18 protein-coding genes are annotated in these 20,892 nt (G+C 45.7%); 9 read left to right on the top strand and 9 right to left on the bottom strand.

The window, feature by feature from the left end:
• Positions 1–272: 272 nt before the first annotated feature.
• The 6 genes from rbsD (at position 273) to VOR_RS0115145 (ending at position 6,270) form a co-directional block, all read left to right on the top strand.
• Complete coding sequence (gene rbsD / locus VOR_RS0115170; protein ID WP_010320546.1) at positions 273–692, top strand: D-ribose pyranase; 420 nt, start codon at positions 273–275, stop codon at positions 690–692.
• A gap of 20 nt (positions 693–712) precedes the next feature.
• On the top strand, positions 713–2,218 hold the full coding sequence (gene rbsA, locus VOR_RS0115165) for a ribose ABC transporter ATP-binding protein RbsA (protein ID WP_010320545.1): 1,506 nt from the start codon (positions 713–715) through the stop codon (positions 2,216–2,218).
• A gap of 11 nt (positions 2,219–2,229) precedes the next feature.
• Positions 2,230–3,198: a ribose ABC transporter permease gene (rbsC, locus tag VOR_RS0115160; protein WP_010320544.1), complete on the top strand. Its 969-nt coding sequence runs from the start codon at positions 2,230–2,232 to the stop codon at positions 3,196–3,198.
• Between the two features lie 73 nt (positions 3,199–3,271).
• On the top strand, positions 3,272–4,150 hold the full coding sequence (gene rbsB, locus VOR_RS0115155; RefSeq protein WP_010320543.1) for a ribose ABC transporter substrate-binding protein RbsB: 879 nt from the start codon (positions 3,272–3,274) through the stop codon (positions 4,148–4,150).
• Between the two features lie 175 nt (positions 4,151–4,325).
• Positions 4,326–5,246, top strand: coding sequence for a ribokinase (rbsK, locus tag VOR_RS0115150; protein ID WP_010320542.1), 921 nt, complete (start codon positions 4,326–4,328; stop codon positions 5,244–5,246).
• 16 nt (positions 5,247–5,262) lie between these two features.
• Positions 5,263–6,270 (top strand): substrate-binding domain-containing protein, encoded by a 1,008-nt coding sequence (locus VOR_RS0115145; RefSeq protein ID WP_010320541.1) that lies wholly within the window; start codon positions 5,263–5,265, stop codon positions 6,268–6,270.
• Between the two features lie 45 nt (positions 6,271–6,315).
• Here VOR_RS0115145 and VOR_RS0115140 read toward each other — a convergent pair whose 3' ends face one another.
• The gene (locus tag VOR_RS0115140; RefSeq protein ID WP_010320540.1) at positions 6,316–6,939 is read right to left on the bottom strand and encodes a DsbA family protein; all 624 of its coding nucleotides are present in this window, start codon (positions 6,937–6,939) and stop codon (positions 6,316–6,318) included.
• Positions 6,933–7,796 (bottom strand): MBL fold metallo-hydrolase, encoded by an 864-nt coding sequence (locus tag VOR_RS0115135; protein ID WP_010320539.1) that lies wholly within the window; start codon positions 7,794–7,796, stop codon positions 6,933–6,935. The genes VOR_RS0115140 and VOR_RS0115135 overlap by 7 nt, the downstream gene beginning before the upstream one ends.
• Before the next feature lie 110 nt (positions 7,797–7,906).
• On the opposite strand from VOR_RS0115135, the gene VOR_RS0115130 reads away from it, so the two are divergent.
• Positions 7,907–8,809 carry a LysR family transcriptional regulator gene (locus VOR_RS0115130; protein ID WP_010320538.1) on the top strand — a complete coding sequence of 301 codons (903 nt, stop codon included), beginning with the start codon at positions 7,907–7,909 and terminating at the stop codon, positions 8,807–8,809.
• Between the two features lie 53 nt (positions 8,810–8,862).
• Here VOR_RS0115130 and VOR_RS18950 read toward each other — a convergent pair whose 3' ends face one another.
• From VOR_RS18950 to VOR_RS0115105, 5 genes are all read right to left on the bottom strand, one after another.
• Positions 8,863–9,003, bottom strand: coding sequence for a hypothetical protein (locus VOR_RS18950; RefSeq protein ID WP_010320537.1), 141 nt, complete (start codon positions 9,001–9,003; stop codon positions 8,863–8,865).
• Between the two features lie 133 nt (positions 9,004–9,136).
• On the bottom strand, positions 9,137–10,585 hold the full coding sequence (gene gnd / locus VOR_RS0115120) for a decarboxylating NADP(+)-dependent phosphogluconate dehydrogenase (RefSeq protein ID WP_010320536.1): 1,449 nt from the start codon (positions 10,583–10,585) through the stop codon (positions 9,137–9,139).
• Positions 10,586–10,598: 13 nt separating this feature from the next.
• On the bottom strand, positions 10,599–11,315 hold the full coding sequence (gene pgl / locus VOR_RS0115115; protein WP_010320535.1) for a 6-phosphogluconolactonase: 717 nt from the start codon (positions 11,313–11,315) through the stop codon (positions 10,599–10,601).
• Positions 11,312–12,814, bottom strand: a complete 1,503-nt coding sequence (gene zwf, locus VOR_RS0115110) for a glucose-6-phosphate dehydrogenase (protein ID WP_010320534.1) — start codon at positions 12,812–12,814, stop codon at positions 11,312–11,314. Before zwf ends, pgl begins: the two co-directional genes overlap by 4 nt.
• Before the next feature lie 356 nt (positions 12,815–13,170).
• Complete coding sequence (locus VOR_RS0115105) at positions 13,171–13,683, bottom strand: hypothetical protein (protein ID WP_010320533.1); 513 nt, start codon at positions 13,681–13,683, stop codon at positions 13,171–13,173.
• A 209-nt stretch (positions 13,684–13,892) separates the two neighbouring features.
• On the opposite strand from VOR_RS0115105, the gene VOR_RS0115100 reads away from it, so the two are divergent.
• Positions 13,893–16,253, top strand: a complete 2,361-nt coding sequence (locus VOR_RS0115100; RefSeq protein ID WP_010320532.1) for a Lon protease family protein — start codon at positions 13,893–13,895, stop codon at positions 16,251–16,253.
• A gap of 350 nt (positions 16,254–16,603) precedes the next feature.
• Entirely contained in the window at positions 16,604–18,235 is a 1,632-nt protein-coding gene (locus VOR_RS0115095; protein ID WP_010320531.1) for a methyl-accepting chemotaxis protein, read from the top strand.
• Positions 18,236–18,484: 249 nt separating this feature from the next.
• Here VOR_RS0115095 and VOR_RS0115090 read toward each other — a convergent pair whose 3' ends face one another.
• Both VOR_RS0115090 and VOR_RS0115085 read right to left on the bottom strand, forming a co-directional pair.
• Complete coding sequence (locus VOR_RS0115090) at positions 18,485–19,825, bottom strand: MATE family efflux transporter (RefSeq protein ID WP_010320530.1); 1,341 nt, start codon at positions 19,823–19,825, stop codon at positions 18,485–18,487.
• Positions 19,826–19,977: 152 nt separating this feature from the next.
• The coding region (locus tag VOR_RS0115085; RefSeq protein WP_010320529.1) for a methyl-accepting chemotaxis protein at positions 19,978–20,892 on the bottom strand (915 nt) is incomplete at its 5' end.

The raw sequence follows: 20,892 nt of genomic DNA, 5'->3' as shown, positions 1-20,892 counted from the left end.
ACGCACTATACCGAAAATCACGGTCTCAGTGTTAATCCTATGCTAAAAATGGGCATCTAATGACAAATCACTCAGTGATGATCCTCACCCTTTTTTACTCCTCAGCTCACTAATCAACGATCAAAATCACATTACCTATTTTCGCATCGTGCAAATTATTTTTGCTACGCTAGGATTCATCGAAACGTTTCGATGAGATTTTCTTGAACGATTCAAGAGTGATAGAAAGGTGTCATAAAGCGAAACATAAAGCCTAACGTGAAGGTATAACAATGAAAAAAAGTACCCTATTAAACTCAGAACTCTCTTACTTGGTGGCTACTTTAGGGCATACCGATGAAATCACAATTTGTGATGCCGGTTTGCCCATTCCTGATGAAGTGCAGCGTATTGATTTAGCATTAACTCACGGTATTCCCGGTTTTCTTGACACGGTCCGCGTGATTCTTTCTGAATCTCAAATTGAAGGTGTGATCATTGCTGAAGAGTTTGCACAAGTAAGCCCTGAGCATCACAAAGCGCTGCTGGCTGAGCTGAAAGCGGAAGAGGAGTTATGCGAGAAAACGATTGCTGTCACTTACCTCTCTCATCAAGATTTTAAAGAGCGCACTATGCGCAGCCGCGCCGTGGTAAGAACTGGCGAATGCACGCCGTATGCGAATGTTATTTTTCAAGCAGGCGTCGTGTTTTAAGCCGCGATTGAGGATCTACTATGACTCAAGCAATTTTAGCGCTCAGTGAGATTGAAAAAGCGTTCCCCGGCGTGAAAGCGCTCGATAAAGCTAGCCTCAATGTTTACCCCGGCCGCGTGATGGCGTTGATGGGCGAAAACGGCGCGGGTAAATCAACCTTAATGAAAGTGTTGACGGGTATCTATTCATTGGATGCGGGTTCTATCACTTACCAAGGAAAACCAGCCGCCTTTAAAGGCCCACGAGATTCACAACAAGCGGGCATCAGCATTATTCACCAAGAGTTGAATTTGATTCCGGAATTAACTATTGCTGAAAACATTTTTCTAGGCAGAGAGATAACCGGTGCGATGGGGCGAATTTTATGGAATGAAATGTACCAAGCAGCCGACAAACTACTGGCTCGTTTAAACGTTAAACACAGCTCCAAGACCTTGTTGGGTGACTTAAGCCTTGGTGAGCAACAGATGGTTGAGATTGCAAAAGCGCTCTCATTTGAGTCGAAAGTGATCATCATGGATGAACCGACGGATGCGCTGACGGATACCGAAACTGAATCGTTATTTAATGTGATTAACGAGCTGCGTGAACAAGGTTGCGGCATTGTTTATATCTCACATCGGTTGAAAGAAATTTTTGAAATTTGTGACGATATTACCGTGTTACGTGATGGCAAATTCATTGGCCAGTGCAAAGTGTCTGACACCAATGAAGATGGCCTGATTGAGATGATGGTCGGTCGGAAATTAGAAGAACAGTACCCACGTATTGAGGTAAAGCACGGCGACACTTGTCTTGAAGTGATAGGCCTCACGGGCTCAGGTGTGCATGACATTAATTTTACGCTCAAACGAGGTGAGATCCTCGGCGTCTCGGGTTTGATGGGCGCAGGGCGCACTGAATTAATGAAAGTGATTTACGGCGCGTTGCCCAGTGAGCGAGGCGTGATTAACCTTGAGAACAAAACCATCAACCCAGTCAGCCCACAAGATGGCCTTGCAAACGGTATCGCGTATATTTCAGAAGATCGCAAAGGGGACGGTTTGGTTCTTGGCCTGTCGGTGAAAGAGAACATGTCACTGTGTGCGTTGAATAAATTTAGCAAAGGTGTACAGATTCAACACAGTGATGAAGTCATCGCAGTGGAAGATTTCATTCGCCTATTCAACATCAAAACGCCATCTCGTGATCAAATCATTGGCAATTTGTCCGGTGGCAATCAGCAAAAAGTAGCGATTGCGAAAGGGTTGATGACACGTCCCAAAGTCTTGATTTTGGATGAACCCACACGCGGGGTTGACGTGGGAGCCAAAAAAGAGATTTACCAATTGATTAACCAATTTAAAGCCGAAGGGATGAGCATTATTTTGATCTCGTCAGAGATGCCAGAAGTGCTAGGGATGAGTGACCGAATTTTGGTGATGCACGAAGGTCGAATCAGCGGCGAATTTTGTGCCAAACAAGCCAACCAAGAGATTCTACTCGCCTGCGCGGTAGGCAAAAAGATCAATGAGGAAGCAACATGAGCAGTAACAGCATGAGTAATTCAACCCAAACTAACCGCAGAAAATGGATCAGTAAAGAGTGGCTCATTGAGCAAAAATCACTGATTGCTTTGCTTTTTTTAGTGGTCGTTGTCTCTTTTTTAAACCCCAATTTCTTCACGGTTGACAACATACTGAACATTTTGCGCCAAACCTCAGTCAACGCCATTATCGCTGTGGGGATGACCTTGGTTATTCTAACGGCAGGTATCGATTTGAGTGTTGGCTCGGTACTGGCGTTGTGCGGCGCTTTTGCTGCAACCATGATTGGTCTTGAAATTCCTGTCATTATCGCAGTCCCTACAGCGTTACTTGCTGGCGCGGCACTGGGGGCGATTAGCGGCATCATTATCGCCAAAGGTAAAGTGCAAGCGTTTATTGCCACCTTAGTCACCATGACCTTACTGCGTGGTGTGACCATGGTTTATACCGATGGGCGTCCAATTTCGACAGGTTTTACCGATACTGCAGACGCTTTTGCTTGGTTTGGTACAGGTTACGCGTTGGGTATTCCCGTTCCGGTGTGGATGATGGTGGTGGTCTTTGCTGCGGTTTGGTACTTACTCAACCATACACGTTTTGGCCGCTATGTTTACGCGCTCGGTGGCAATGAGTCTGCGACTCGATTGTCAGGTATTAATGTGGATCGCGTGAAAATTGGTGTGTACGCCATCTGTGGTCTATTGGCTGCGCTGGCTGGCATCATCGTCACGTCTCGCCTCTCTTCTGCGCAACCGACTGCTGGTATGGGTTATGAGCTGGATGCCATCGCTGCCGTTGTACTTGGTGGTACCAGCTTGATGGGTGGTAAAGGACGCATTATGGGCACGTTAATTGGGGCGCTGATCATCGGCTTTCTGAATAACGCGCTGAACTTGCTTGATGTCTCTTCTTACTACCAAATGATTGCGAAAGCCGTGGTTATTTTGCTCGCGGTACTCGTGGATAACAAAAATAAGTAACACGATAGAAAACCTCCGTTTTAAAGCGAGCCATATTAGCTTTAAAACGGCCCCTACAAAAAGGACTATAAAGATGAAAAAACTTGCAACTTTAATCTCTGCTGCTCTACTTTCCACCACTGTCTCTGTGGCTGCGCATGCGCAAGACACCATGGCGATTGTACTATCCACTCTGAACAACCCATTTTTTGTCACCATGAAAGATGGCGCAGAAGCGAAAGCGAAAGAGTTAGGCTACAACCTGATCGTCTTGGATTCACAAAATGATCCAAGCAAAGAGCTATCAAACGTAGAAGACCTAACCGTTCGTGGCGTTAAAGCGATTTTGATCAACCCAACCGATTCTGATGCCGTCTCTAACGCCATTCGTATGGCCAACCGCGCTAAAGTGCCAGTGTTGACACTGGATCGCGGTGCAAGCCGTGGTGATGTTGTGAGCCACATCGCTTCTGATAACGTAGTCGGTGGTGAAATGGCCGGTCACTTTATCGTCGAAAAAATCGGTGCGAAAGCCAAAGTTATTCAACTGGAAGGGATTGCCGGCACATCGGCCGCTCGTGAGCGTGGAGAAGGTTTCATGAACGCGGTGAAAGGCAGTGAAATGGAACTGCTTGCTAGCCAGCCTGCTGATTTTGACCGCACTAAAGGTTTGAATGTAATGGAAAACCTGCTAGCGGCAAACCCAGATGTTCAAGCCGTATTTGCCCAAAATGATGAAATGGCATTGGGTGCACTTCGCGCCGTTCAAGCATCAGGCAAAGAGGTGATGATCATCGGTTTTGATGGTACCGACGATGGTATCGCGGCGGTAGAACGCGGCCAACTTGCTGCGACTGTTGCTCAACAACCAGACATGATCGGTGCACTTGGCATTGAAACGGCCGATAAAATGCTAAAAGGCGAACAAGTGGATGAGTACATTCCGGTTCCTCTAAAAATCATCAGCAAATAATCTTTGCTGTAGGTAGCTCTTTACTGGCTCGTAGAGATCTACCTCTTCTATAACCCCTCAGCCATCAATAACCAGTAATCAGGCTCGATAGGTTTGTTTTTTCAGGTGAAGCCACAAAAGCCAAACCTCTCCAGCTCTATTTCAAACATGTTCACTCATGAACAAAGGACAAATTATGAATCAGTTAGTGGTATTAGGTAGTGTTAACGCTGACCATGTTTTGCAAGTGCCTTCATTTCCTCGCCCGGGCGAGACGCTGCATGGTCGTCATTATCAAGTTATTCCCGGTGGTAAAGGGGCCAACCAAGCTGTAGCGGCCGCGCGATTAAAAGCGGACATCGGTTTTATTGCCTGCGTGGGTGACGATGCATTCGGTATCAATATTCGTGAGAATTTTAAGCTCGATGGTATCAACATAGCGGGAGTTAAAATGCAGCCCAATTGTCCGACGGGCATCGCGATGATCCAAGTCTCGGACAGCGGAGAAAACAGCATCTGTATTTCGGCAGAGGCGAATGACAAGCTGACGGCTGATGCTATTGAAGCGGATTTAGCCGCCATTGGCGCGGCCAAATATTTGCTGATGCAACTAGAAACGCCAATCGATGGCATTATTAAAGCTGCGCAAATCGCCAAACAAAATCGTACCAATGTGATTTTAAACCCAGCGCCTGCCCGAGATCTGCCTGATACTCTGCTAGAATGTGTCGATGTGATCACACCAAACGAAACGGAAGCGCAGCGCTTAACGGGGATCACGGTTGATGATGATCACACGGCGCAGTTAGCGGCCAATGAACTGCATAAAAAAGGGATTGAAATCGTCTTGATCACCTTAGGTGCAAAAGGCGTTTGGCTAAGCCAAAATGGGCGTGGTCAACTGATTGCTGGTTTTAAAGTCGATGTGACAGACACCACCGCGGCAGGTGATACGTTTAACGGTGCTTTAGTAACGGGTCTTTTGGAAGATATGCCTTTAGAATCAGCCATTAAATTTGCGCATGCTGCGGCAGCCATTTCTGTTACCCGTTTTGGCGCGCAAACCTCAATACCCACCCGAATAGAAGTGGACGCGTTTCTCGCTCAGCATCAATAGAATAGGAAAAACAGACATGGCGACAATGAAAGATATTGCAAGATTAGCCGGCGTATCCACGTCTACCGTCAGCCATGTCATTAATAAATCTCGCTATGTGAGCGATGAAATCGCTGTGCGTGTCAATAAAGCCGCGCAAGATCTGAACTATGCCCCGTCAGCATTGGCTCGCAGTCTCAAAATGAACCGAACGCGTACCATTGGTATGTTAGTGACCACTTCGACGAACCCTTTTTTTGGCGAAGTGGTCAAAGGGGTAGAGCGCAGTTGCTACCACAAAGGTTATAACCTTATTTTGTGTAATACCGAAGGGGATAGCCAGCGAATGCAAGCCTCTATCAACACGCTACTGCAAAAGCGCGTTGATGGCTTACTTTTGATGTGTTCCACCTTAGAAGGTGAGCGGATTGACGTTTTTGAACGTTACCCAGATATCCCTGTCGTGGTGATGGATTGGGGCCCAATGCTCTTTCCTAGCGATAAAATACAAGATAACTCTTTACGTGGTGGTTATATTGCGGCGAACTATTTGATTGAGTGCGGTCATAAAGAAATCGGTTGCATTACCGGGCCATTGATTCGTCATCAAGCTCAAATGCGTTATGAAGGCTATAAGCGCGCTGTCTTGGAAGCAGGTTTGGACATTCACCCCAATTGGATTGTGGAATCCGATTTTGAATGTGAAGGTGGCTACGAAGCGTTCAATAAAATGTTAGCCAAAGGACCATTACCGAGTGCGATTTTTGTCTCTAATGACATGATGGCAATGGGTGTGATTAATGCAGCTAATGAAAAAGGGATCCGCATTCCTGAAGATCTTTCGCTGATGGGTTATGACGATATTCACATCGCCCGTTTTATGTCGCCAGCTCTAACCACTATCCATCAACCCAAATATCGTTTAGGTAAAGCGGCAGTTGACACCTTGCTTGCCCGTTTAGAAAACGAAGCGCTCGAACCGCAAATTGTTCAATTAGAGCCGACTTTAGCGGTGCGTAAAAGCATCAAAATGATGAACAAGTAGATGGAAAAATCCCTCTCTTTAGTCAAGAGAGGGATGAGGCACTAATTACTGAGTCATCTTTTTCCAGAAATCAGCCCATTGCTGCGGTCGATTATAGAAATGGCTAACAGATACGGTTCGCCATTGCCCCTCTATTTCATACACAATCGAGGGAAAACCAGAAAGCTGATATTGCGCCATTAAGCTTTGCGTCTGCTCTAACTGCTCTGGTAACTGAGCTTTGGCTTGCTCCATCGCTTGTTCCCATTGATTTGGCTCTAGGTCAAGCGATTGGGCTAACAGTGCCAATGTGTCAGTATCGGCCACAGGCAAACCTTGCTGGTAATGCGCTTGTTGAATGCTTTTGAGCATAACACTTGGCGATACACCGAGTAATTGCGCTGCAATAATGGCTTGAGCAGTAACGTATGAGTCCAATATCACGGTTTCACCACTTTTGATTTTGGCGATGTAACCTTCCCCAAATACGGCTCCTGTTTGCTGAGCAATACGCTGATCAGCTTGCAGTACATGCTGGCGAAAACCATCTGAAAGAGGCGATCGCTCGATCATTCCACTCGGATGAAGGTGCAGTTTTACTCCGCCCATTTCATTCAACTGTTGAATGAGAGAGGTTGCTCCGTAACACCAGCCACACATTGGGTCGAAAATATAGTGGACGTTTACCATTTCATCTCACCCATGTGAACTTTGGCACCAATTTCTAAAGCCATTGGTAGGCCAGCATTAGGGTAAAGGTTTTGCATGGTTTGAATTAACTGAGCGCTGTCTTTGCTGTTTGCTTTCGCTTTAGCAAAATCCATAAGATATTGCTGTGCAAATTCAATTGAAGAAGCATCAAGCGCTGTGCCAGAAGTCATATGCCCCGGGATCACTACGTTTGGTTTGAGTGCTTTCATTTGATCAAGTTGTTGCGCCCAAGCTTGGCGGCTCGCATCACTTTGTGCATCGGCCATCCATAAATGAACATTTCCGTATACCGCGACGTTACCTAAAATTGCTTTATTGGCTGGTATCCATAAATAAGGACGATGCGCTAATGCTCCATCCGCATCGCGAATTTCAATAGTTTGCCCATCAATGGTTAAGGTTTTGCCATTATAAGCTGTTGGTAGTACTGGTTTTACAGGGGCATTTGCCCCCATTTTTGGAGCCCAAAATGCCAGTTTACCTTCGAGTTTTTCTGCAATCGTTGCACGTACGCCAGGAGTCGTCAGCACTTTCGCTTGTGGAAACATGTCATGCAGTACTTCAGCGCCAAAGTAGTAATCAGGGTCAGCTTGGCTAATAAAAATCGTGGTTAAGTTTTTGCCAGAGTCGAGTACTTTTGCTGCAATACGGAGTGCGTCGGCTTTAGTAAAGCCAGTGTCAACCACCATCGCTTCTGTTTCGCCATAAACCAAAGTGGAGTTGACATGGAAGCTATTGCCATCTGCATTGTAGACGTCAAGTGTCAAAGGTTGTTGTGCTGCAAACGCGGTGCTGCTGATGAGTGTGGTTGCTGTAAGTAGAGTCAGTGTTTTCATGATTATTTATCCAAAGAGTATGTTATCGGTTCGGGAGCTATCATACGAATTAGACTTGTTCGGATATATAGCTAATAATTGACATCATTGTTTCTTAATTAGAACTAATCATGGACAAACTCACAGCAGCTCAGGTCTTTTTAGATATAGCGATTACCCAAAGTTTTACGGCGACAGCGGAACGGCTGGATATTTCTCGTCCTATGGTGACTCGGCATGTTGAAACCATGGAAACTTGGTTACAAGCTCGGTTATTGAACCGAACCACACGAAAAGTATCGCTCACATCAGCAGGAGTTCAATGCCTAGACGCGATAAAATTATGGGTCGAGCAAGCGCAGCAATTAGAACATCAGTTGATGGATCAACAGTCGTTATCTGGAAAAATCCGGATTGCGACCAGCATGTCGTTTGGCTTTTCTCAACTGATCCCGGCCGTTAAACCTTTTTTGAATACGCATCCAAATATCGAAATTGATATTGATGTACAGGATAAAACCGCAGATTTGATTGCAGAGCGAATTGATTTAGCGATCCGTATTGCGGCCGATCCCGATCCTTCTTTAATCGGGCGCCCTATCGCCCAATGTGATTCTGTATTGGTTGCCTCTCCTGACTATCTCATGCGCTGTGAGCCAATACTCACACCAAGCGATCTCTCACTGCATCGTTGTCTTGGATACAAAAACTTTGAGCGACATATTTGGCATTTAAAACAAGATGATAAGCATCAATCGGTGGAGGTGCCATGCCAGCTAACTGCGAATGAAGCTACCACTTTGTTACATGCGGCTATCCACGGGATGGGCGTTGCTTTACAGCCGACTTATCTAGCCAAGGGGGCGTTAGAAAGGGGGGACTTACAGCAGGTGTTAGCGCATTGGCAACCGAAGAAAATGGACATTTACGCTTTGTACCCTTCGCGGCGTCATTTATCACCCGCTGTCAGAGCTTTGATTGATCACTTAAAGGAGTATTTTATGCATCATGATTGGCAAACGATATGCCTATAGATGAGGTAGAGAGGAGTGATAAGCAGAGCGTGTTGCCACACTCTGCTTATGGATTATGCTACTGCGCCTTGTTTCTGCGCTTGTTGCACTAATGCCTGACGTTGAGCTTCCATAGCAGATTGAACTTCATTTTCCCTATGAGTGTCTTCTTCCACAGCCTGTGGGACAAATACATAGAACTTATTGATGGTCATCTTTGGATCTCATATAGTTTTGGAAACAAAAAAATAGAGGATGTTAACCTAGTTAACATCCTCCATGACGGTCAAATTATAGGCGTAGATGGAGGGGCTTAGCTAGTCCTTTTTTCATCATAAGCCAAATTTTCTATACGTCGTAAGTGGTAGACGCCGTATCGCCGCCTGTACCAGTCCAGTTTGTGTGGAAGAATTCACCACGTGGACGGTCAGTACGCTCATAAGTGTGAGCACCAAAGTAATCACGTTGTGCTTGCAGTAAATTAGCCGGTAAGCGAGCGGTGGTGTAGCCATCTAAGAAAGTGAGCGCTGAGGTCATACATGGCATTGGAATGCCGACTTCCATTGATTTGGCTGCTACTTTACGCCAAGCCGCTAGGCAGTTATCCAAAATGACCTTGAAGTAGGCATCTGAACCTAAGAAGGCGATTTCTGGGTTAGCTTCGAACGCATCACGAATGTTGCTCAGGAATGCGGAGCGGATGATACAACCACCACGCCACATCAATGCCACGTTACCGTAGTTAAGATTCCAACCATTTTCGTTAGACGCTTGGCGCATTAGCATAAAGCCTTGTGCGTAAGAGATGATCTTAGACGCAAGTAGCGCTTGACGAAGTGCATCAACCCACTCTTGTTTATCACCTTCGATCTGCATATTGCTCTTACCAAACAGCACTTCGGCAGCAACGCGCTGATCTTTCAATGCTGAAAGGCAACGAGAGAAAACTGACTCAGTGATCAGCGTCAGCGGAATACCCATATCGAGTGCGTTAATGCCCGTCCATTTCCCTGTGCCTTTTTGGCCAGCAGTATCGAGGATTTTCTCAACCAGAGCTTCACCATCTTCGTCTTTGTAGCCTAAGATATCAGCGGTGATTTCCACTAGGTAGCTATCGAGCTCGGTCTTATTCCAATCAGCAAACACTTTTTGCATTTCATCATGGTTTAAACCCAAGCCGTCTTTCATAAACTGATAAGCTTCGGTAATTAGCTGCATATCGCCATATTCGATACCGTTGTGTACCATTTTAACGAAGTGACCCGCGCCGTCGTTACCCACCCAATCACAGCAAGGTTCACCAGCTTCGGTTTTTGCTGAGATACCTTGGAAAATTGGCTTCACGGCTTCCCAAGCTTCAGGTGCGCCACCTGGCATGATAGATGGGCCAAAACGTGCCCCTTCTTCGCCACCAGAAACGCCTGTACCGATAAAGTGAATACCTTTTTCACGCAGTGCTGCAACACGGCGGTTGGTGTCTGGGAAGTTCGTGTTACCGCCATCGATAATGATGTCGCCTTTATCGAGTAACGGAACCAGTTGGTCGATGAAATCATCCACGACTTGGCCCGCACGCACCATCAGCATCACTTTGCGAGGTGTCGCCAGTTTGTCGACTAACTCTTGCAGTGAATAAGCACCAACAATATTGGTGTCTTTCGCTGGACCTGCTAGGAACTCATCGACTTTTGCCGCGGTACGGTTGTGAGCCACCACTTTAAAACCGTGGTCGTTCATATTTAGGATAAGGTTTTGGCCCATCACTGCTAGGCCGATTACACCGATATCACTTTTCATTTATTTCTCTCCTTCACGCAATCTTTGTTGCGGCATCTGAATCTAAAAACCACTCTGTTTCGCCAGTTGTTGATTTAACTTTGGCAGCCGGATAAGGAAGATCCTCGGCTTTCGTGGTGTGAATTTCGTGTACGATCTCGGCTTTACCTGCGCCAAGAACGAGGTAACTAATACGTTTTGCAGCTTCCAACACTTTAGCTGTTTTAGAAACACGAAGTTGGCCTGATTCCGGATGCGTTGCCACTAAAGATAAATTCTCATCCTCGTAGTCGGTCACATTAGGGAACAGGGACGCCGTATGGCCATCTGCGCCAACACCGAGCAAAATCCAATCAAAAACAGGAGTACCGTTGACGGATGGAATGACTTTTGCCATCTCATCGGCAAAGCGCTTAGCTTCGGTTTGTGGATCATCTTCGCCGCGAATACGGTGAATATTTTGAGGTGGAATGTTCACTTGGCTAAACAGCAGTGTATTGGCTTCACCAAAGTTGCTTTCGGCATCCTCAGGAGCAACACAGCGTTCATCACCCCACCAGAAATGCAGGTTTTGCCATGCAATCACCTGTGCATAAGGTTCACTGGCCAATAATTTGAACAGCATTTTGGGTGTGCTGCCACCGGAAAGGGAGATATGAACCGGCTGACCTTGCTCGCTATAGCGTTGCATTTCATTGGCAAGCGTTTCAACCACCTGTTCTGGGGTTTGAAATATTTTATGATTGATCATAATTCGCAGTAATCCGTATCGGTCAAGTTTTTACACGGGAAGCGCCACGCGCGGCCATCATTGTGTAGCAGCAAATCGGACTCTTTTGGTCCCCACGTGCCACAGGCATAGCCAAACAGCGATTGAGGGTCTTGTTTAAAATCCAAAATAGGTTGCACGAACTTCCAACACGCTTCTACGGCATCGGTACGCGCAAATAAAGTTGCATCACCGTTGAGCGCATCCAAAAGAAGCCGTTCATAAGCGGTCAACATCTTGGTTTCTTCCAGTGATGTGTAATGGAAGTTCATAGAGACTTCTTTGGCTTTAAAGCCCGCACCTGGCTCCTTCAAACCAAAGCTCATTTGAATGCCTTCATCGGGCTGAATGCGGATGATGAGCTTGTTTTCAGGGGCATTTTGCCCAAAAACAGGGTGTGGCGTACGCTTAAAGTGAATGACCACTTCGGTGACGCGCGTTGGTAAACGTTTACCTGAACGCACATAAAATGGCACGCCATTCCAGCGCCAGTTATTGATAAACATTTTCAAACCGACATAGGTTTCAGTGCGCGATCCTGCTGCCACACCATGTTCATCACGGTAACTGGGTAAAAACTGGCCACGAACTTCCGATTCCGTATATTGCCCCAGTACGAGGTTGTGGCGTAGGTCATCATCAGAAAGCGGTTGCAGGCTTTGCAGCACTTTATTGACTTCGTTACGAATTGAATCAGCATTAATGGCGGCTGGTGGTTCCATGCTAACCATAGCTAACACTTGCAGTAAATGGTTTTGGAACATATCACGCACCGCACCAGAACCGTCGTAATAGCCACCGCGTTCTTCGACGCCCAAAAATTCTGCGCCTGTAATTTCGACATAGTCAATGAAATTGCGGTTCCACAAAGGTTCGAACATCCCGTTAGCAAAACGGAAAACCAACAGGTTTTGTACCGTCTCTTTGCCTAAATAATGGTCGATACGGTAGATCTGGTGTTCTTGGAAATGGCGATGAATTTCGATATCAAGGCTTTGAGCCGATGCAAGATCATAACCAAACGGTTTTTCGATGATCAAACGCTTCCAACCTTGCGCTTCGCTATTTAATCCATGCGCTGCGAGATTGGCCGGGATGACGCCATAAAGGCTCGGCGGCGTCGCGAGATAGAACAGAGTGTTGCGTTGCGTGAATTGGTATTGCTCAGCCAAAGAGTCAAGACGCGTGGCGAGCTGCGCGTATTCTGCAACATCTGAAGTATTGATCGCTTGATAATGCAAGTGCTCGCAAAAGGCGTCGAGAATATCTGGGACGGTCTTTTCCATTTCCTGAAGAGAGCGCTTTAATTTTTCACGGTATGACTCATCGCTGTATTGGGTTCGGCTGACACCCAGAATAGCAAAGGATTTCGGCAGTTGATCACTGGCGAACAAGTGATACAGAGCAGGTATAAGCTTGCGATAGGTTAAGTCTCCTGAAGCACCAAAAATCACAATACTGCTGTTTTCAGGTATTACCATCATCTTTCCCTTAAAAACGAGGTATTTAGCATGCGCCAACCGTAGCAGCGTCATGCAAAAATAGAAAATAGGCTCTAACTATAATGTCGATAGTTAAAACCAATGCGCTCCTCCAAAAGTGCAGAACGCAGCCTAGGGATCGCCCCTAGACTCGGGTGCGTATTGTCTACGACAATTTGACATACATCAACTATTGATAACGCAATCGATTAAATTCTCATGCCATCTCGATACATTTTCAGGGTGAGAGGTTAGGTTCTGCTTAAGTCTCATCCCTTGACTGCAGCACGTTACTTATAGCGGCTGTGAATGATGCTAGGTGGTCAGTCTTATCCGGAATGGTAACTCTATGGTGATTATTCAGTTGAACAATGACAGTTTGACGACGGAACTTGCGCTTGTACTTGGTTATAACGTTTGAGTTGGCTGAAATAGTGATGCGCTTTTTGTACGTGTTCGAATTCCAGCATCCAAGTCGCACTGCGTTGCGCTGAACAAAAAGCAGCCATATGTCTGAGCAAGTCATCGCTTTGTTTGGTGAGTACGTTGGCAAGGCGGTTAACCAAGGCATTGGGCTCAATCGCAGTAAACTGCAGCAGAGCATAAGATTGATTTAAGACATCAAAGGCTTGTTTATGCTGACCCAAGTGGTTGAAAATTTCAGATTGGGAAACAGCGGCATCACATAGCCCAGAGATCAAGCACACCAACTGGCAAGGTTTTGTTTGCCCACAGTTTAGCGCTGATTGAATATGGCTTGGCATATGATGCAGTACATCTTCAAGCAAACGGTGTGCTTGTGGCCAATGCCCTTGCGCTAATAGTTGTTCAGCCTTGAGATAGCTTGCCCAGCACTGTTGTAAGTCCATACTCAATTCTCCAGAATGACGACGTTTACTTATTTAAATGCAATTTATTATCAAATGCAAATAATTGTTATTTGCAATTCTAAGTGTGATGATTGTTTATTATTTGTTCGGTTAAACGCGAATAAGGTGTAACTCGCTAAAATATAAATGAATTGCTTCTACACTTAGGTCAAACTACAACAAGAATCCAAAAGCTAAGGAGCGGAGTGATGGCGATTCAACGATTGAATGCAGAGCAGCTCTACCACGTTGCCGAGTTAGAAAAACTTGCTTGTAAATCAACTAAGGAATTAGACCCAGTTGATGAGATTGTGGGCCAAGAACGGGCGCAAAAAGCGGTCGAATTTGCAATGTCGATCAAAGAGAAGGGTTACAACATCTACGCGATTGGCCGCAATGGGTTGGGCAAGCGTACGATGATTTTGCGTTATTTAAACCGCCATCAGCATGATGTCGAGGCGTTGTTTGATTGGTGCTATGTGGCCAATTTCAGCGATATTCGAACTCCAAAAGTGCTAAAGCTGCCTTCGGGTATTGGGGTTAAACTCAAGCAAGACATTGAAAAGTTAATGAATAAGTTGGTCAATGCGATCCCGTTAGCTTTTGATAACGAGATTTACTTTGCTCGTGCCGATAAACTGAAAAATCAGATGGCACAAAAACAGCAAAGTGAATTGGATAGCATCAGCAAAGAAGCCAAAGATAAAGGGATTAGCTTAACCATCACCACTCAAGGCGACTATCAATTTGTTGCGATGAACGGTGAAGAGATGCACACCGAAGAGTCCTTTGACGCCTTGTCTAAAAAAGAGCAAGAGCACTTTAGCCATACCATTGATGAGCTAGAAATCAGCCTACGCAATATGGTACGTCAACTGACCGAATGGGAAGACTCCTACAGTGAGAAGATCAAAAAGCTCAATGATGAAGTAACGCTTGGCGTCATTACCCACTTTATTAAGCAGCTTAAGCAAGATTATTCTGGCTACCCAGACATCAAAACCTATCTCACGGAGTTACAAAAAGACATCGTCGATAATGCGGACATTTTCTTAGATGAAGACAGTGAGCAAGGCGAAGTCGCGACAGCTTCTTTAGATAAGCGTCTACCGCGTCGCTACAAAGTCAATGTGCTGGTCAGCCAGCCTTCAGACAAGCTACCGATCGTGGTAGAAGAGAACCCGAACTACCACTCTCTATTTGGTTATATCGAAACGGCGACTTTTAAAGGCACAGTATTTACCGATTTTTCGTTGATTCGAGCGGGTAGTTTACATAAAGCCAATGGTGGTGTGCTGTTGATGGATGCGGTGAAAGTGCTTGAACAGCCCTATGTTTGGGACGGTTTAAAGCGTGCGTTGCGTTCACGTCAAATGAGTTTTACCTCTTTGGAAAAAGAGGTCACGCTAACAGGGACGGTTTCACTTGACCCAGAGCCTATCCCGCTAAATGTGAAAATTATCCTATTTGGTGATTACCACACCTATCAGCTGCTGACTCATTACGATCCTGAATTTAGCGAATTGTTCCGAGTAACGGCCGATTTTGAAGATGAGATGAAACGTACGCCCGATACCGAGCTACATTACGCGCGTTTTATTTCGAGCATAGTGCACGACAACAATATGCTGCATTGTGACCGTAAAGCGATTGCACGCATCATTGAACACAGTTCACGTACAACGGGCGATCAAGGCAAACTGTCACTTCATTCGGCGCATATTGCCAATTTGTTACGCGAATCTAACTATGTGGCGAAGCAGGCGAATTCAAACATGATCCGCCAGAACCATGTCGAAGAGGCGCTCAGCAACCAAGAGATGCGAGTGAGCCGCCTGCAAGACAGTGTGATGGAGTCGTATGTTAACGGTACAACGCTAATCCAAACGCAAGGCATGGCGGTCGGGCAGGTGAATGCGCTGTCGGTATTGAGCACCAGCGATCATATGTTTGGTGCGCCAAACCGTATTACCGCCACCACTTCCTATGGCGATGGTGATATTATCGATATCGAGCGCAGTGTCGATCTGGGTGGCAGCATCCACTCTAAAGGTGTGATGATTTTATCCGCGTATCTCTCTTCGGTATTTGGCCGTACGGCGCGCGTGCCACTCACCACGACCATCACATTTGAGCAATCATACGGTGGTGTGGATGGTGATAGTGCCAGCATGGCCGAATTTTGTGCGATTGTGTCTGCGTTTTCCAAGCGGCCTAATCGCCAAGATATTGCGATCACAGGTTCGATGAACCAATTTGGTGAATCGCAGCCGATTGGTGGTGTGAATGAGAAAATTGAAGGTTTCTTTGATGTGTGTGCAATCAAAGGGCGCACCAGCCAGCAAGGTGTCATCATTCCTCGTTCAAACATGCACAATCTGATGTTACGCGCTGACGTTGTTAAAGCGGTCGAGAAAGGGGAGTTCAATATCTGGGCTATTGAACATGTCACTGAAGCGGTTGAGCTCTTTACTGGCAAACCCGCAGGCGAAGCAACAGAAGATGGCAGCTACCAAGTTGATACCATCTTCGGTTTAGCCCAAGCCAAACTGAATGCGCTTAGAAAATAAGATTGACGGATAATATCCATACAACTTGAAACTGCAGATTGGGGCTAGTGAATTAATCGTTTTGAGCATATATTTTGATGCTTGTGATGAGAGATAAAACTACCAGTACGCTGCAGTTTCAGGTTGAAAGGAATGCTTTAACTTATCCCACAATAATCTTTAATGATTAAAATATAAATAAATGTAAAACCAGTTTTTTAATTCGTTGTTAGTTAATGGTTTATATTTTACTGATAATTTCATTATTTTTCATTTCAAGTCTCAATGTTCATGGTTTAAGGTTGCTCAACATTTAACCATGCTCACCAGCCCCATATTCACCAGCCCCATATTCACCACTTGAGATATGTATGCAATTTTCAATGAAAAATTTACCTATTCGTCTACAGGTATTGTTCCCTGTTTTAATTACTACATTTGCCTTAACTACCGCTCTGTGGATTACAAAAAATAATTTACAGCATGATCAGGTTGAGGCCACGGCTGTGAGAAGTGTCGTTCAAGAAAATGAGGAGACATTGTCCGTATTTGTAGTCGATGATATTAACTTGATGCGCATTAATGCACTGTATTCGATTATTGATCCACGCTATCGGAAAGAGCTTCCACTCCACTTAAAACAAACTAGAAATGCCATTGCCACACAACTGCAAAATTTGCAAAAAGAGTCAGTATATCAAGGTGGTGCTTCTCATATTCTTAGCCGAGTGGATGAATATGTAACTCTTTCAAACCAAATGTTGGCATTCTTGGAACGTTATGATCAGGGCGCTGTATCTGAAACTGAATACATGTCATACATTTCTGAGTTTAGAGAAACAGGCGCTGATATGCTCAGCGCTGTTTCTGACCTGAGTAGCAAAGTTAAGCAGCAAGCAGATCAAGCATTGGATAAAATTGCAGCACATGAACAGAGCGCAATGAACACCGCGATGATTACTGTGCTGTCTGTGCTTGCGTTATCTCTTGTGGTGGCTTGGATCCTCTCAAATATGATTGTAGCTCCAATTCAGAAGTTGCAAGCGGTGATGCGTGAATTAGCGCAAGGCAATTTAACCATTCGTTCAGACGTTGATGGTAAAAACGAGGTTGCAATGCTGAGTAACGATGTCAATACGACGGCCTCTCAGTTACATGCTACCGTTGACCATCTGAATCGCATTAGTGAAGAAGTGGCGTCAGCCTCAACCGAGCTGGCTGCGGTGATGACGCAAGCAGAGTCAAATGCACAACAAGAGTTGTGTGAAATTGAACAAGTCGCTTCAGCGTTGAACGAACTCGCCAGTACAGCAAATAACGTAAGTGATAATGCGACAGCCGCCGACTCAACCGCTCGCGAAGCGGATGAACTTGCTAAATCAGGCTTAGCTATTTTTAAAGAGAGCGCCCAAGCGAGCTTACAAATGTCAGAAGCGCTGAATCATGCTGCGAGCGTAGTTTTGCGTCTAAAAGAGCAATCAGAGCAGATCAACGATGTCGTTGAAGTGATTCGAGGTGTCTCTGAACAAACCAACTTATTGGCACTGAATGCGGCTATTGAAGCGGCGCGCGCAGGTGAGACTGGTCGTGGTTTTGCGGTCGTTGCTGATGAAGTCCGCATGCTTGCTGCACGTACTGAGAGTTCAACTAAAGAGATCCGAGTTATCATTGAAGAGCTGCAAAGCCAATCGATTCTTGCAAATGATAGTATGCAAACCAGTATTGAGATGCTTGCGCGCAACAGTGAGTTAACGCAACGAGTAAACGATGCGCTTATCGGGATAACGGAATCGGTTTCGGACATCAATGATTCAAATACCCAAGTGGCGACCGCCGCAGAAGAGCAGTCGCAAGTCACGCAAGATATTAACCGTAACGTGGTTAATATGTCTGAGCTTGTAAATCAAAACGTAACGGGTATCAGCCAGAGCGCCAGCGCCAGTGCTGAGCTATCACAATTAGCCGAGAAGCAAAAAGAGCAGCTTGCCTTCTTCAAACTGTAAATCGGCTAATATTCCCCAGTATTAACCGCATAACTCAACAGGTTATGCGGTTTTTTTATGAACCAACGAATATATAACCAATAGAAAAGGTTAGCGTTTTTTTGATAGATGCTTATTTTTACGATCTTCCACAAGTGATTGTACGCACCAGTGCCGTCAATGCAGCGCAAATTGTCGCAGGGTTAGTGCTGACAACCGTAATTAACTTTTAAATTCGACTCATTTCCTAAAGGTTCGGTTCTTCGCTCATCATACTAAAGAGCTGACTTTCTCTTCAACTTGTCGAAGTGCACGCTGGTACATCGCCCACGCGGCAAGGCCTGCGAGGATATTACCGACCAACGCCCCGATAAACAGGCCATGCAGTGCCGCTATTTGAGCGCCAACCCATAAACAGGGCAAGAAGAACACAAACAGGCGCAGCGCGGAAATGGTTAAGGCGGTGTATGATTTTGCCAACGCATTAGAAACCGAGACCATTAACATGCAGATACCAAGCGGCCATAAACTGATTGGCACAATCATTAAGTGCCAGTGCAAAATGGATTCGACACTTTGTTCACTGGTCATCAGCGCGGCAAGGTGGCCGGATAATAGATAGGTCACCACGGCGATGATGAGCTGAAACCCAAGAATAAATTGGCACGCAATACGAACCAATTTTCGAATGTCTTGCAATTTCCCTGCGCCAAGCAAACGGCCCACCATTGGTGGCATTGACATGGTTAATGCTAATATTGCGACCATCGCAAAAAACTCAAAACGAGAGCCTAATGCCCATGCTGCAACCGCTGCGGTACCGAAACTGGCCAATAGTTTGGTTGCTAGCATCGAAGAAAGCGGTGGAAGAAGCTGGCTTATCATGGCCGGCCCCATGATATGGCTGATAGAGCGAATACTTTTCCCTACATCCAAATCTGACCAATCAAACAGCATCCAGTGCCTTTTCGACACCTTGGGCGCAACCACGAATACGCCAATTCCAAAGGCTAGAATGGTCGCCAGCGCTGCGCCTTCAATACCCAAATCAAAAGTGAAGATAAAAATAGGGTCTAAAATCAGGTTTAAAATGCTGGTGACCATCATCATAGTACCCGGCAACATGGTATTGCCATTGGCTCGACACAGGCTGTATAAAAAGTACAGCACCGCGCCCACCCAAGCACTGACTAGCCAATAAATCCAGTAGCTGTCGACGATCTGATACACAGATTCAGGAGCGCTGAGTAGCGCTAAGATTGGGTGACGCAGTAAATAGATAATCACTGAAAACAGAGCAACCCCAATACTGCCAATAGCGACGACCAACCCACCAAGCTGCTTTGCGTAGCGAATTTGGCCCGCACCCAATGCGCGAGCAATCACCGCTGTGGTTGCAATGCCAAGCCCAACCTGAAGGCCGATGATGATCATCTGAATGGGTAATGTAAACCCTTGCGCGGCAAGGGGTAACACGCCAAGTTGGCCGATAAACGCACTATCGACCAGTTGGAAGCTCATGAGGGACAGCACACCAAACATCATCGGCCAAGTCATTTGCAGGAGTTGGCGCGTGAGTGAAGGTGGAGAAAATAGGGCGGTGGTTGGCATGATTTGGCTCAGTAATATGGGTAAGAATTTAATATGTAGCCTTGTCCAAGAAAAACAAGTTTAAAGTTACTCACTAATGATAATAATGCCATGTTAACGCCGTGGATTTTTGGCAAGCCCCTAATAAGAGGGCTTACTTGGAAGGATGACAACTATAACTTTCTAAATTGGCTGACTAACTGTCCTTGAGAACCAAGGTTTACGACTAAATTCTCACATTCATCTCGTGTATCACTGGCCAAAATATTGGTCGCAACACAGACATCACTGATCGATTGAACGCTTGAATTCATATCCTCGGTAACACGTGCCATCTCTTCTACTGCGGTTGCAATCTGTTCATTTCTGTCAGTAATATCAACCACTTGTTTAAGTAGTATATTGAGTTTATCGCCAGAAACATTGGCGCTGTTAACACATAATTCCGATAATTGTGTACCTTCATACATCGCATCCACAGCTTGGTGGGTGCTAGTTTGAATAAGTGCGATGACATTTTGGATCTCTTTAGTTGACTCATGACTGCGTTGTGCCAAAGTGCGAACTTCGTCTGCGACGACCGCAAAGCCACGACCCTGTTCACCCGCCCGAGCCGCCTCGATAGCAGCGTTGAGTGCAAGTAGATTGGTTTGCTCTGCGACAGATTGGATCACAACCAACACTTGTCCAATGGTTTTACCATGTTCAGCTAATTGAGTCACAATGGTAGATGCATTGTTGAGCTGGCTTGCTAACTGTTGCATTGCGTTCAAGGTTTCTTTAACGGAATCCATACCTTGTTCAGCAGCTTGTTTGGCATTTTCTGCACCATCAGATGCACTTTGAGCGTTTTGGGCAATTTCATTTGCGGTAGAATGCATCTCATTAATCGCGGCCGCAACTTGTTCTGTTTCTCGTGTTTGCCCCTCTAAATTGATCGCCGTAGTTTCGCTATTTTTAGAGGATGATTGTGCTGCTTCTTTAATTTGTTGGTTTGAGTCTTGGATACGCCCGACTACTGCATTGAGCTCGGACTGGCGCATTTTTAACGCCAATTTGATTTCAGAAATATCATCAATACGGTTGTT

The organism is Vibrio ordalii ATCC 33509, assembly GCA_000257205.1.
Classification (GTDB): Bacteria; Pseudomonadota; Gammaproteobacteria; order Enterobacterales; family Vibrionaceae; genus Vibrio; species Vibrio ordalii.
This window is presented reverse-complemented; position numbering and strand designations above follow the sequence as displayed.